This is a genomic window from Kitasatospora sp. NPDC058243 (genome assembly GCF_042882025.1).
Classification (GTDB): domain Bacteria; phylum Actinomycetota; class Actinomycetes; order Streptomycetales; family Streptomycetaceae; genus Kitasatospora.
This window is the reverse complement of sequence record NZ_JBHVWW010000035.1, coordinates 73,315-86,335: the sequence shown is the minus strand read 5'-3', so window position 1 is coordinate 86,335 and position 13,021 is coordinate 73,315. Positions and strand designations below refer to the sequence as shown.

At 74.5% G+C, this 13,021-nt stretch carries 10 protein-coding genes; all 10 read right to left on the bottom strand.

Annotation, left to right across the window (positions count from 1 at the left end; all coding sequences use genetic code 11):
• Positions 1-90: 90 nt before the first annotated feature.
• Positions 91-1,149: a hypothetical protein gene (locus ACFVX9_RS22960; protein WP_063347548.1), complete on the bottom strand. Its 1,059-nt coding sequence runs from the start codon at positions 1,147-1,149 to the stop codon at positions 91-93.
• A 116-nt stretch (positions 1,150-1,265) separates the two neighbouring features.
• The gene (locus ACFVX9_RS22955; protein ID WP_387983203.1) at positions 1,266-1,844 is read right to left on the bottom strand and encodes a hypothetical protein; all 579 of its coding nucleotides are present in this window, start codon (positions 1,842-1,844) and stop codon (positions 1,266-1,268) included.
• 123 nt (positions 1,845-1,967) lie between these two features.
• Positions 1,968-3,290, bottom strand: coding sequence for a glutamate-5-semialdehyde dehydrogenase (locus ACFVX9_RS22950; RefSeq protein ID WP_380371269.1), 1,323 nt, complete (start codon positions 3,288-3,290; stop codon positions 1,968-1,970).
• 95 nt (positions 3,291-3,385) lie between these two features.
• Complete coding sequence (locus ACFVX9_RS22945; protein ID WP_363369892.1) at positions 3,386-3,910, bottom strand: hypothetical protein; 525 nt, start codon at positions 3,908-3,910, stop codon at positions 3,386-3,388.
• 168 nt (positions 3,911-4,078) lie between these two features.
• The gene (gene proB / locus ACFVX9_RS22940; RefSeq protein ID WP_063347552.1) at positions 4,079-5,215 is read right to left on the bottom strand and encodes a glutamate 5-kinase; all 1,137 of its coding nucleotides are present in this window, start codon (positions 5,213-5,215) and stop codon (positions 4,079-4,081) included.
• Between the two features lie 311 nt (positions 5,216-5,526).
• Positions 5,527-7,005 carry a GTPase ObgE gene (obgE, locus tag ACFVX9_RS22935; protein WP_063347553.1) on the bottom strand — a complete coding sequence of 493 codons (1,479 nt, stop codon included), beginning with the start codon at positions 7,003-7,005 and terminating at the stop codon, positions 5,527-5,529.
• Between the two features lie 100 nt (positions 7,006-7,105).
• Complete coding sequence (gene rpmA / locus ACFVX9_RS22930; RefSeq protein WP_030309712.1) at positions 7,106-7,363, bottom strand: 50S ribosomal protein L27; 258 nt, start codon at positions 7,361-7,363, stop codon at positions 7,106-7,108.
• A 14-nt stretch (positions 7,364-7,377) separates the two neighbouring features.
• Positions 7,378-7,695 (bottom strand): 50S ribosomal protein L21, encoded by a 318-nt coding sequence (gene rplU / locus ACFVX9_RS22925; protein ID WP_063347554.1) that lies wholly within the window; start codon positions 7,693-7,695, stop codon positions 7,378-7,380.
• Positions 7,696-7,928: 233 nt separating this feature from the next.
• Positions 7,929-11,549 (bottom strand): ribonuclease E/G, encoded by a 3,621-nt coding sequence (locus ACFVX9_RS22920; protein ID WP_387983200.1) that lies wholly within the window; start codon positions 11,547-11,549, stop codon positions 7,929-7,931.
• Positions 11,550-11,981: 432 nt separating this feature from the next.
• Positions 11,982-12,743: a TIGR03936 family radical SAM-associated protein gene (locus ACFVX9_RS22915; RefSeq protein ID WP_063347556.1), complete on the bottom strand. Its 762-nt coding sequence runs from the start codon at positions 12,741-12,743 to the stop codon at positions 11,982-11,984.
• Between the last annotated feature and the right edge of the window lie 278 nt (positions 12,744-13,021).

The window sequence follows — 13,021 nt, the reverse complement described above, 5'->3', positions numbered from 1 at the left end:
CGACCCGAAGCCCTACGTCTGGACCAAGACCGCCGACGAGATCCTCGAACGCCTCGCCGGATATCTGAAGCGAATTCCAGACTCAGGACACTAGGGCGCCAGCACCCCGCACACCTGCCAGGCCGGCTGCGCGTGGTTGCCCGGATCGATCGGCGCCGGCGGCGGGACCTGGGTGCCCTGCGGGGTGGCCAGCACCGGCTGGAGGAAGCCGGCCATCGAGGTGGTGCAGGGCTCCGGCCCGGCCTGGATCACCGAGTCCACCAGCCGCAGCTGGGCCGAGGCCAGGTCGACCCGGTCGAACTGGAAGGTCAGCTGCCGCCGGACGGTCTCCAGGGTGACGGGCGCACCGGCCGCGGCTCCGGCCGGCTTCAGCGCGTAGACGAAGGTGTGGTCGGTGGTGATCTGCAGCGTGCCGCCGTCGGCCTCGTCGATCCGCATCGCGCCGGTCACCTTCACGGTGTCGGCGGCCAGCGCGACCTGCGCCGGGTCGAAACGCACCAGCCAGCCGGTCAGCGCGTGGTGCCGGTCGTCGACCGACTGGGTCACGCTGGTGTCGAACTGGGCCTGCTCCCCGGGGGTGACGAAGGCCCGCACATCGGCGGTCGCGCCCTGGACGAGGGTGGCCGGGGCCAGCGAGGAGGCCACCAGGTAGCGCTGGACGGTGTCGAGCGCCTTGGTCACCTCGACCCGGCTGAAGTGCTCGGTGGCGGCCCCGGTCGGGGTGCCCAGTCCGATCGCCCCGTCGCTGTACCCGACCGGCAGCGCGGCGAACGGGTTGGCCGGGTCGGCGACCGGCCGGACCACCGAGGCCGGGCTCAACGCGACCAGGCTGACGGTCAGTTGGCTGCCCTCGGGGCGGGCCGAAATCCGGTTCGGCGAGCTGACCCCGAAGTACACCGCGGCCCCGAAGGCCAGCAGCACGAGCAGCAGCAGGGCGAGCGCCTGCCGCGGCACGCTGCCCAGCGGGCCGAACCGCACCCGCGGGCGGGTGGCCCGGCCGAAGGACCCGGCCAGCCGCTCCCGGGCGGACAGCTCCTGGATCCGGGCAGCCCGGACGAAGGACTCGTCGAAGACGACGGACCGGAACTCGTCCTCATTGCCGGAACCACCGTCGGGCGCACCCTCAGGAGGCTCTCGCGGGTCACCCATGACACCAGGGTAAGGCGCGCCCTCGCCCCTCCACGAGGGTGCGACCGCAGATTCCCGGGAACGCCCCGCAACCGCCCGCCCCGGCGCGCACCACCCCTGCGCCACGCCCTACGACGTCACCCCGCAGGTGCCGTGACCACGAGCGACGGCTCGGCCGGCGCGGGCCTCGGGTCGGTCCCGAGGCTGCTGCTGCCGGACTCCGGACGCCGGGGCGCGCCGGAGGAGCCGCCCACGCCCTGGTAGATCGCCGCGACCGCGACGGCCACCAGGCTCACGCCCATGATCACGGCGAGCACCCAGGCCACCGGCCGGTGCCAGCGCTGCTGGGCCACGTACCGCCCGCGACCGCGCCCCGGGTCGTAGCCGCGTCGGCGCCGGCCCGGGCGGCCGGTCGCCCGGCCGGGGCCCGACCAGGGATCGGGGTACAGGTGGTCGTCGTCCAGTCCGCTCGGGTGCGGGCGCAGCTCCAGCGGCAGCCCGTCCCCTGCGGTGACGTCATAGCCCCAGACCGGGCCCGCGGTGTCCGGCTCGAACCGGGCCTCGGCGGCGGCGAGCTGCCGCTCCTTGGCCGTCGGCTCGTGCACGGCGGCGGACCGGACGAAGGCCTCATCGAAGACCACGGTGGCGAACTCGTCGTCCGCACCACCGTGGTCGGCGCCGTCGGGGTACGGCGAGCCCCCCACATCGTCAGCCACGGATTCAGCGTATTACCGGGCGGCCGATTTGTCTGTGGCTCATCGCAGTTGGTCCGTCACACGTGTGACGCGGGCCGCTGCCGACCGCCCCGGGGCCCGGCCGGCCCGCCGCGCGGGCCGCGCTCAGCGCACGTCCGCGTCCCCGCCCACGGTCTGCGTCGCCTCGCCGCGCACGTGCCCGTCACCAGTGACGATGTACTTGGTGCTGGTCAGCTCGGGCAGGCCCATCGGGCCGCGGGCGTGCAGCTTCTGGGTGGAGATGCCGATCTCCGCGCCGAAGCCGAACTCGGCGCCGTCGGTGAAGCGGGTGGAGGCGTTGACGGCCACCGTGGTCGAGTCGACCAACCGGGTGAAGCGCCGGGCGGCGGCCTGCGAGGTGGTGACGATCGCCTCGGTGTGGCCGGAGGACCAGCGGCGGATGTGCTCGACGGCGGCGTCCAGCGAGGGCACCACGGCCGCGGCCAGGTCGTAGGACAGGTACTCGGCGCCCCAGTCCTCGTCGGTGGCGGGCACCACGGTGGCGGCGCCGCCCTCGGCGGCCTTGAGCACCGCGTCGTCGCCGTGCACGGTCACCCCGGCCTCGGCGAGGGCGGCCAGCGCGAGCGGCAGGAAGGCGTCCGCGACGTCCTGGTGGACGAGCAGCGTCTCGGCCGCGTTGCAGACGCTGACCCGCTGCGCCTTGGAGTTCAGCAGGATGCCGACGGCCATCGCCAGGTCGGTCTGCGCGTCCACGTAGACGTGGCAGTTGCCGGTGCCGGTCTCGATCACCGGCACGGTCGAGCCCTCGACCACCGTGCGGATCAGCGAGGCCCCGCCGCGCGGGATCAGCACGTCGACCAGGCCGCGGGCGCGCATCAGCTCCTGGACGGAGTCCCGGCTCTCGCCCGGGACGAGCTGGACGGCGTCGGCGGGCAGCCCGGCCGCGGCGACCGCGTCCCGCAGGACGGCGACCAGCGCGGTGTTGGAGCGGTAGGCGGAGGCCGAGCCGCGCAGCAGCACGGCGTTGCCGGACTTGAGGCAGAGCGCGGCGGCGTCCACCGTGACGTTCGGCCGGGCCTCGTAGATGATGCCGACCACGCCGAGCGGCACCCGCACCTGGCGCACGTCCAGGCCGTTGGGCAGGGTGTAGCCGCGCAGCACCTCGCCGACCGGGTCGGGCAGGCCGACGACGTCGCGCACGTCGGAGGCGATCGCGGCGATCCGCTCGTGGTCGAGGCTCAGCCGGTCGATCACCGACTCGGCGGTGCCGGCCGCGCGGGCCCGGGCCACGTCCTCGGCGTTGGCGGCGGTGATCTCGGCGCTGCGGGCCACCAGGGCGTCCGCGATCGCCAGCAGCGCGGCGTCCTTCGCCTTGCGCGGCAGCGGGGCGAGCGCGGCGGCGGCCTCCCGGGCTCGGCGCGCTACGGCGAGGACGGGGCTGTCGGCGGTGGCGAGGTCGCTGGTCATGCGCCAAGGGTAGCGACTGCGCAGGGCCCGCCGAGCGGCCATTTCGCCTGGCGGGACGGCCCGGCGAGACGGTTCTCCCCTGCGGCTCGCCCCCCTCAGTACGGGTGCACCCCGCCCAGGTGCGGCGGCGGATCGCCGAAGCCCTCCGCCACCCGCTTGTGGTACGTCGCCCGGTCGACCACCTCCAGGCCGACGATCTCCCACGGCGGCAGGTTCGCGGTGACCTTGTGCTCGCCCCACAGCCGCAGCGCGATCGCCGCCGCGTCGTGCAGGTCCCGGGCCTGCTCCCAGTACCGGATCTCGGCATGGTCGGCGGCGTAGCGGGCGGTGAGGAAGAACGAGTGGTCGTACGCCAGCCGCTCCAACGAGACGCGCAGCGAGGACAGCGGGGTGACCTGCCCGGACACGCTCAGCACCACGTGCCAGAGCCTGGCCTGCTCGGGCACGGTGGGCGGCTCCCCCGGGTCCGCGTGCTGCGACCGCGGCCTGCGCGTCCCGCCGGGCCCCTGCGGCGGCGGACCGGCCGGCTCGGCGGGTCCGTCCCCGCGTCCGCCGTCGATGCTGGTCAGCCGCCGGCCCGCCGTCCCTGCGGTCAGCGTTGCCTCGCTTCTGCGTTCCACCGGCGGCCTCCTGTTCGGCGATGTCGTGTCGTCCCCCGCACCGGACCCGCCGGCCCGCGGCCGACCGGTACGGCTGCACCGCTCCTCGCCCGCGGCCGGGCCACTCCCCGTACGGAGCGGCCCGCCGACCGCGCTCAACCGATCGGCCGGTACCGGCACACCGGCCGGTCAGCCGCGCAGAACGACCAGGTCGTCGCGGTGGACGACCTCACGCTCGTACGCGGCGCCGAACTCCTGGGCCAGGTCGCGGGTGGACCGGCCGAGCAGGCGGGGCAACTCCCTCGCATCAAAGTTGACCAGTCCGCGAGCCACGATGTGGCCGTTTTCGGCAAGAAGGTCCACCGGATCACCCGCCGTGAACTCCCCGTCCACCTTGGTGACCCCGGCGGGCAGCAGCGAGGCGCCGCCGGAGACGACGGCCGTGACGGCGCCCGCGTCGAGGTGCAGGGCGCCGCGCGGGCTGCTCGCGTGGGCCAGCCAGAGCATCCGGTCGGAGGTGCGGCTGCCGGTGCGCAGGAACAGGGTGCCGGTGCGCCGTCCGGCCAGCGCGTCGGCGGCCTGGCTGGCGGCGGTGAGCACCACCGGGATGCCCGCGCCGGTGGCGATCCGGGCCGCCTCGACCTTGGTGACCATGCCGCCGGTGCCGACGCCGGCCTTGCCCGCGCTGCCGATCTCGACGCCGTCGAGGTCGTGCGGGCCGCTCACCTGGTCGATCCGGCTGGTGCCGGGCCGGGCCGGGTCGCCGTCGTAGAGGCCGTCCACGTCGGAGAGCAGCACGAGCAGGTCGGCCCGGACCAGGTGGGCGACCAGCGCGGCCAGCCGGTCGTTGTCCCCGAACTTGATTTCGGCGGTGGCGACGGTGTCGTTCTCGTTGACGATCGGCATCGCGCCCATCGCCAGCAGCTGGTCGAGGGTGCGGTAGGCGTTGCGGTAGTGGGCGCGCCGGCTGGCGTCCTCGGCGGTGAGCAGCACCTGGCCGACCCGGATGCCGTACCGGGCGAAGGAGGCGGTGTAGCGGGCGACCAGCAGGCCCTGGCCGACGCTGGCGGCGGCCTGCTGGCGGGCCAGGTCCTTGGGCCGCTGGTCCAGGCCGAGCGGGGCCAGGCCGGCGGCGATGGCGCCGGAGGAGACGAGGACGACCTCTGGCGCGTCCGGGCGGCTGCGCACCTTGGCCAGGGCGTCCACCAGGGCGTCGACCCGGTCGGCGTCCAGGCCGCCGGCCGCCGTGGTGAGGGAGGAGGAGCCGACCTTGACGACGATCCGCCGGGCGGTCAGCACCTCCTCGCGCAGTGAGTCCTCGCTCATCTCGCTGTACGCCCTTCCGGTGTGGTGCGGGTGCGGCGGGCCGGGCCCGGCCGTCACCCCCGAAATCTACGCGATCCGCGCAGGTCGCCCGCAGGGTGTTTCACCGGCTGGACCGGCGCCGCCACGGCCGGGCCGCCGGTCCGGACGGCCGGCACGGCCCGGCCGACCCGCTGAAGCCCCGGGCCTCCCGAGCGAAGTGACGCTCCGTCAGTTCCGGACGGGGGCCGGACACGCGAACGGCCCCCACCGCCCCGGAGGGTGGTGGGGGCCGTTCGCCCGGGCCGGCTCAGGACGCGTCCCGGCCGGCCGGGTCACTCCTCGTCGTCGCCCTCGTCGATGGCGGCCGGGCGGGTGCTGGAGAGCGCCTCGAAGGCGAGGAACTCGGCCTCGGCCGCGTCCCGGCCCTTCTGCTTCTCGCGGCGGCGGTCGACCGCCGGGCGCGGGCTCTCCAGGCGGTGGTCCTCACCGCGGCGGCCGAGCATCTCGGCGCCGGCGGCCATGGTCGGCTCCCAGTCGAAGACGACGGCGTTCTCGTCCGGGCCGATGATGACGGTGTCGCCCTCGTGCGCCCCGACCTTCCACAGCTTGTCCTCGACGCCGAGGCGGGCCAGCCGGTCGGCGAGGTAGCCGACGGCCTCGTCGTTGGAGAAGTCGGTCTGGCGGACCCAGCGCTCCGGCTTGGTGCCGCGGATGCGGTAGGCGCCGTCCTCCTCGGTGATGGTGAAGCCCTCGTCGTCCACGGCCTTGGGCCGCAGCACGATCCGGGTCGACTCCTCGACCGGCTTGGCGGCGCGCGCCTCGGCGACGATCTGCGCCAGCGCGAAGTTCAGCTCGCGCAGGCCCTTGCGGGAGGCGGCGGAGACCTCGAACACCTGGTAGCCGCGCTCCTCCAGGGACTCCCGGGTGAGGTCGGCGATGTCCTGGCCGTCCGGCACGTCCACCTTGTTGAGCGCGACCAGGCGCGGGCGCTCCTCCAGACCGCCGTACTCGGCCAGTTCGGCCTCGATGGTCTCCAGGTCGGTCAGCGGGTCGCGGCCGGGCTCCAGGGTGGCGCAGTCCAGCACGTGCACCAGCACCGAGCAGCGCTCGACGTGCCGCAGGAACTCCAGGCCCAGGCCGCGGCCCTGGCTGGCGCCGGGGATCAGGCCGGGCACGTCGGCGATGGTGTACACGGTGTCGCCGGCGGTGACCACGCCGAGGTTGGGGATCAGGGTGGTGAACGGGTAGTCCGCGATCTTCGGCTTGGCCGCCGAGAGCACCGAGATCAGCGAGGACTTGCCGGCGCTCGGGTAGCCCACCAGGGCCACGTCGGCGACGGACTTGAGCTCCATCACGATGTCGCGGGCCTCGCCGGGCTCGCCGAGCAGCGCGAAACCGGGCGCCTTGCGGCGGGCCGAGGACAGCGCGGAGTTGCCGAGGCCGCCGCGGCCGCCCTGGGCGGCGACGAAGCTGGTGCCGTGCCCGACCAGGTCGGCCAGCACCTCGCCGTTGCGGTCCAGCACCACGGTGCCGTCCGGCACCAGCAGGACGAGGTCGCCGCCGTCCGCGCCGGTGCGGTGGCCGCCCGCGCCGGGCTTGCCGTTGGTGGCCTTGCGCTTGGGCGAGTGGTGGTACTCCAGCAGGGTGGTGACCTGCGCGTCGACGGTGAGGATGACGCTGCCGCCCTCGCCGCCGTTGCCGCCGTCGGGGCCGCCGAGCGGCTTGAACTTCTCCCGGTGCACGGAGGCGCAGCCGTGGCCCCCGTTACCCGCGGCGACGTGAAGTTCGACGCGGTCCACGAAGGTGGTCATGGTGTGCCTCCAGTGTGCGAAAGTCTGCTGCTACCTGCGTAAAGCATGAAGGGTGGACCGGAACATTCCGGCCCACCCTTCACTGTGAGTCTGGTGTGACTCAGGCCTCGACGGCCACGATGTTGACGACCTTGCGGCCGCGGCGGGTGCCGAACTGCACGGCACCGGCGGTCAGCGCGAACAGGGTGTCGTCGCCACCGCGACCGACGCCCGCACCCGGGTGGAAGTGGGTGCCGCGCTGGCGCACGAGGATCTCGCCGGCGGAGACGACCTGGCCACCGAAGCGCTTCACGCCGAGGCGCTGGGCGTTCGAGTCACGGCCGTTACGGGTAGAGCTTGCGCCCTTCTTGTGTGCCATATCTCGCTATCCCCTTACTTGCTGACCGAGTCGATGCTGGTGATGCGCACCGCGGTGTGCTTCTGACGGTGACCCTGGCGACGGCGGTAGCCGGTCTTGTTCTTGTAGCGCAGGATGATGATCTTGTCACCCTTGGTCTGGTCGACGACCTCGGCGTGGGTCTTCACACCGGCCAGGACCCACGGGTCGGACGTGACGGCTTCGCCGTCGACGATCAGGATGGTCGAGAGCTCGACCGAGTCACCCGGCTTGGCCTCGATACGGTCGATCTCCAGCACGTCGCCGACGGCGACCTTGTGCTGGCGGCCGCCTGCGCGAACGATCGCGTACATGCGGTACCTGCTTTCCTTACTCGGTCGGAACTCCCGACGCCAGCCGCCTGGGTACGGACACAGGGGCCTCTCCCCGCCCGCTGCCGCGCGAACGCGGCGCTTCGGGAAGGTGATGTGCTCGGGAGCGTGTGGCGTAGACACGCCGAGGGTCAAGAATACGGACCGGCCGCCCGGGGGGCAAACCGGCCCGTACGGCCCGGGGCGGGAAGGGTCCCGCCCCGGGCGCGTGGGCACTACTCGGCCGCCGTATCACCTTCGGCGGCCGCCGCCTTCTTGGCCGCCGCGCTCGTCCGCTTGGTCGCGGTCTTGCGGGCGGTGGTCTTCTTGGCCGCCGTGGTCGTCTTCTTGGCGGCGGTCTTCTTCGCGGCGGTCTTGCGGGCGGCCCGCTTCTTGGGCGCCGGAGCCTCCTCCGCGGACGGCTCCTCGGCCTCGGCCTCGGCGGCCGGGGCCTCCTCCGCCGGGGCCTCGACGACGGCCTCCGCGGTCTCGACGGCCGGGGTCTCCTCCGCGGGCGCCTCGACGACGGCCTCCACGGCCTCGACGGCCTCGGGGGTCACCACGGCCGGGGCGGCCGGGGTGGCAGCCTCCAGGGCCGCCTCCAGCGCCGCGTCGGCCCGCGCCTGGAGCACCACGATCTCGGCCTCGCCCGGCGCCCCGGCCGGAGCCGTCGCCTTGCGGACCGCGCGGCGGCGGGTGCGGCCGGCCGGAGCCGCCGCGGCGGCGGGGATCTCGACCAGGTCCGGCTGGGCGGCCGGGGCCTCCTCGACGGCCTCCGCCTCGACGCCCGGGACCTCCAGGGCCAGCTGGCCCTCGATCTCCTCGCGCACCGGCTCGCCCTCGACGACCACCTCGGCCACCGCGGCCTCGACGGCCTGCGGCTCCTCGGCGGCCGCCCCGCCCTTGCCCCGGCGACGGCGCTTGCTGCTGCCCGCGGCCGCCTCGGCCGACACGGCCGGGGTGTGGACGTGGGCGCTCGGCTGCTCCATGTGAACGATCACGCCGCGGCCGTTGCAGTGCACGCACGGCTCGGAGAAGGACTCCAGCAGGCCCTGACCGACCCGCTTGCGGGTCATCTGGACCAGGCCCAGCGAGGTGACCTCGGCCACCTGGTGCTTGGTCCGGTCCCGGCCCAGGCACTCCAGCAGGCGGCGCAGCACCAGGTCCCGGTTGGACTCCAGCACCATGTCGATGAAGTCGATCACGATGATGCCGCCGAGGTCGCGCAGCCGCAGCTGGCGCACGATCTCCTCGGCCGCCTCGATGTTGTTGCGGGTGACCGTCTCCTCCAGGTTGCCGCCCTGGCCGACGAACTTCCCGGTGTTGACGTCGATGACGACCATCGCCTCGGTGCGGTCGATCACCAGCGAACCGCCGCTGGGCAGCCAGACCTTGCGGTCCAGCGCCTTCATCAGCTGCTCGTCGATCCGGTAGGTGGCGAACACGTCCACCTCGGAGGTCCACCGCTGGAGCCGCCCGGCGAGGTCCGGGGCCACGTTGGAGACGTAGTCGTGGATGGTGCTCCACGCCTCGTCGCCGGAGACGATGACCTTGGTGAAGTCCTCGTTGAAGATGTCGCGGACGACCCGGACGGTCATGTCCGGCTCGCCGTACAGCAGCGCGGGGGCGTTGCCGGTCGCGGCCTTCTTCTGGATGTCCTCCCACTGCTGCTGCAGCCGCTGGACGTCGCGGGTCAGCTCCTCCTCGGAGGCGCCCTCGGCGGCGGTGCGCACGATGACGCCCGCGTCGTCCGGGACGATCTTCTTGAGGATCTGCTTCAGGCGGGCGCGCTCGTTCTCGGGGAGCTTGCGCGAGATGCCGGTCATCGAGCCCTCGGGCACGTAGACCAGGTAGCGGCCGGGCAGCGAGATCTGGCTGGTCAGGCGGGCGCCCTTGTGGCCGATCGGGTCCTTGGAGACCTGCACCAGCACGGACTGGCCGGACTTCAGCACCGACTCGATCCGGCGCGGGCCACCGTGGCCCAGCGCACCGAAGTTGACCTCGCCGGCGTACAGCACGGCGTTGCGGCCCTTGCCGATGTCGACGAAGGCGGCCTCCATCGACGGCAGCACGTTCTGGACCTTGCCCAGGTAGACGTTGCCGACGTACGAGGTGGCCTGCTCCTTGTTGACGTAGTGCTCGACCAGCACGCCGTCCTCGAGGACGCCGATCTGGGTCCGCTGGCCGTTCTGGCGCACCACCATGACGCGCTCGACCGACTCGCGGCGGGCCAGGAACTCGGCCTCGGTGATGATCGGCACCCGGCGGCGGCCCAGCTCGCGGCCCTCGCGGCGGCGCTGCTTCTTCGCCTCCAGACGGGTCGAGCCCTTGATGGACTGCACCTCGTCCGGGTCGAAGGACGGCTCGGTGGAACGGCGGCGCGGCTCGCGCACCTTCACCACCGTGCGGACCCCGTCCTCGGTGGTCTCGGCGGTCTCGACGGCACCGGCCTCACCGCTGCGGCGGCGACGACGGCGACGACGGCGGGACGAGGACAGGCCGGCGGCCAGGTCGTCGTCGTCCTCGACGTCCTCCTCGACGTCCGCGGCCGGCTCCTCGACGACGGACTGCCCGGTCTCGACGGCCTCGGCCTCGAACTCCTCGGCCTCGCCACGGCGACGACGGCGGCCGCCCCGACGGCGACGGCGCGACGGACGGTCGTCCTCCCACTCGCCCTCGGTCTCCGGACCGGCGACGGGGGCCTCGACGACGGGCGCCTCGACCGGCACCTCGACGACCCGCTCGACCGGCTTCGCCTTCTCGGCGGCCTTCGCCCTCTCGACGGCCTTGGCCTTCTCGGCCTTCTCCGCCCGCTCGGCCCGCTCGGCGGCCTTCCGCTCGGCGGCCTTCGAACGGCTCGGCGGCTGCACCCGCACCGAGGTGCGCACCCGGCGGCGGCGGCCGACGCCGCTGTACTCGAACTCGTCCTCCTCGCGCTGCGCGGCGGCCGGGGCCTCGACCGGCGCCGGGGCGGCGGCGGGCTGCTGCTGCGCCTGCGGCTGCACGGCGGGAGCCGGGGCGGGAGCCGGGGCGGCGGCCGGGGCGGCGGCGGGCTCCTGGAACACCGGAGCCTGGAAGATCGCGGTGGACGGGCGGACCGCACGGCGGCGCACCCGGTGGGTCGGCTCGGCGGCCGGCGCGGGCTGGACGGCCACGGCCTCCTCGACCGGCTCCTCCTCGACGGGCTCCTCCGCGGCGGCGGGCTCCTCGACCGGGGTCTCGACGACCGGCGCGGCCTCGACCACGCGGCGGCGACGGGCCCGGCGGGCCGGAGCGGCGGGGGCCTCCTCGGCAGCCGGCTCGGCGGCGGGGGCCTCGGCCACCGGGGCGGCGGCAGCGGGCTCCTCGGCCGGGGTCTCGGCGGCGGCCGGCGCCCCGGCGGGCGCCTCGGCGCGCTTGCGGGTGCGGCGGGCCCGGGCGGGCTTCTCCGCCTTCTCGTCCTTCTCGGCGGCCGGCTCAGTGGCCTTCTCGACCGGCTTCGCGGTCGCCTTCGCGCTCGTCTTCGCCGTCTTCTCGGCGGCGGGCGCCTCGGCGGCGGCCGGCTCGGTGACCACGACCGGGGTCGCCTCCGGCGTCCCGGCCGGAGCCTCGGCGCGCTTGCGGGTCCGGCGGGCCCGGACCGGCTTCTCGGCCACCGGCTCGGCGGCCGGTGCGGCCTGCGCCTCGGCGGCGGGTGCCTCGGCCTGGACGACCGTCTCGGCCGTCTCGGCGGCCGCACCCTGCGGGGTGCCCGCCGGGCGGGACACCGCACGGCGACGGCGGCGCGGCGGCGCCGCGGAGGTGCCTTCGCCGCCGGTCGGGGCGGTCTCGTTCTGTTCCGTCGCCGCGTTCTGCTGCGGATCGGTGTTATCGAGCATGCGGGTGGATCTCCCGTCAGGCCCCCGGGCTCCACATCCGGGCACGGCACGGCACCCGTGGCCGGCCGGCATCGCGAGGATGCTCGGGCCGGACCCTTTCACGGTGCCGCCGCGCGGACGCGAGGCCGCACAGGGGCTCGTAGTCTCGCTCGGCGCCCCGCCGCACGGCGGGGTGTCGAAAGTCTTCTGGTCTGACCAGTCTTCTGAGGTTTTCCCAAGCTGCGCCGTTCCCCAACCCCGGGTGGCTCCCGGACGGGGTTCCCGGGCCCACCGACCGTCCTGGTCGGCGGGCCTCAGGTGGCCGGCCTGTGCTGCGACGACGCTCGCTCCCCTGGGGAGCCGCGGGAACCTGGAGGACCGTCGGGCCCAGTGAGGCACTGGACCCGGCCTCCGCCCGTCAGGCGGACGCGGCCCCGCGCACCCCGGCGGCTGTCAGCCGGCCGGGGCCGCGGCGCGGTCGAGCGCCAGCGGGTCGGTCACCGTGCCGGACTCCTCGTCGAGCGGCCCCTGCGCCAGCCTGGTCACCTCTGCGGGGACCGGCGGCGCCAGGTCGGCCGTCACACGGAGACCGGACAATACGTCGTCGGGTCGTACGGCTGGTGTGGCGTGTCGTACTACCAGGCGCAGTATCGCACAGGGACGGCCGGTCCGAACATCGCGGTCCGCTTCGGCCGCCGTGTCCGCACCGTCGACGACCTGCGGCGCGGCGATCTCGAGCGCCGCCACCGGACCGCGCGCGTCGAAGACCCGCACGCCGTTCTTGGTCACGCGTTCGACCTCGACCCGCTCGGCGGCGAGGAACACCGCGACCGCGCGGGCGGCCTCCTGCGGCTCGACGCCGTCCAGCCGGACCAGCCACTCGGAGGCCTCCAGGCGCTCCACGAAGTTCGGCGTCCGGACCTCGACCGCGTCGATCACGTCCAGTCCGGTCGGCAGCGACTCGTCCAGCTGTGCCCGCAGTTCCTCCGGGTCACGGAGGGCGGCCAGGCCGATCTCCAGGTACTCCGCCTCGCTCGCCACCCCGGTCGGGGCCGCGTTGGCGTAGGACACCTTCGGGTGCGGGGTGAAGCCGGCCGAATAGGCCATCGGCACGGAGGACCGGCGCAGGGCGCGCTCGAAAGCGCGCTGGAAGTCGCGGTGGCTGGTGAAGCGGAGCCGGCCGCGCTTGGTGTAGCGGAGACGGATCCGCTGCACCGTCGGCGCGGGCGGAGGACCGTCGGGCGTACGGCGTGCCAGGGTCGCTCAGTCCTTAGTCAGTTGTCCCCGTCCGGCGCGACGGCTGCCGCCGCTGTCCGGACTCTGTCACCTCAAAGGGTACGCGCCCCGCCACCCCCCTCGTCCCGCCCCTGGTCAGCCGCACCCCGACGCCCCCGGCCGCCGTCCGCCCGGCGAACGCATGGAGCCCTCCCCGATTCCCGGGGAGGGCTCCATCCGTCACTTCGAGCACGTCACGCGGCCCGGACCCGCCCGAT

Bases quoted from the DNA above. Each gene is read 5' to 3' on its own strand.
- ACFVX9_RS22960 (WP_063347548.1), bottom strand. From the start codon at position 1,149: ATGGGTGACCCGCGAGAGCCTCCTGAGGGTGCGCCCGACGGTGGTTCC.
- ACFVX9_RS22950 (WP_380371269.1), bottom strand. From the start codon at position 3,290: ATGACCAGCGACCTCGCCACCGCCGACAGCCCCGTCCTCGCCGTAGCG.
- proB (WP_063347552.1), bottom strand. From the start codon at position 5,215: ATGAGCGAGGACTCACTGCGCGAGGAGGTGCTGACCGCCCGGCGGATC.
- obgE (WP_063347553.1), bottom strand. From the start codon at position 7,005: ATGACCACCTTCGTGGACCGCGTCGAACTTCACGTCGCCGCGGGTAAC.
- rpmA (WP_030309712.1), bottom strand. From the start codon at position 7,363: ATGGCACACAAGAAGGGCGCAAGCTCTACCCGTAACGGCCGTGACTCG.
- rplU (WP_063347554.1), bottom strand. From the start codon at position 7,695: ATGTACGCGATCGTTCGCGCAGGCGGCCGCCAGCACAAGGTCGCCGTC.
- ACFVX9_RS22920 (WP_387983200.1), bottom strand. From the start codon at position 11,549: ATGCTCGATAACACCGATCCGCAGCAGAACGCGGCGACGGAACAGAAC.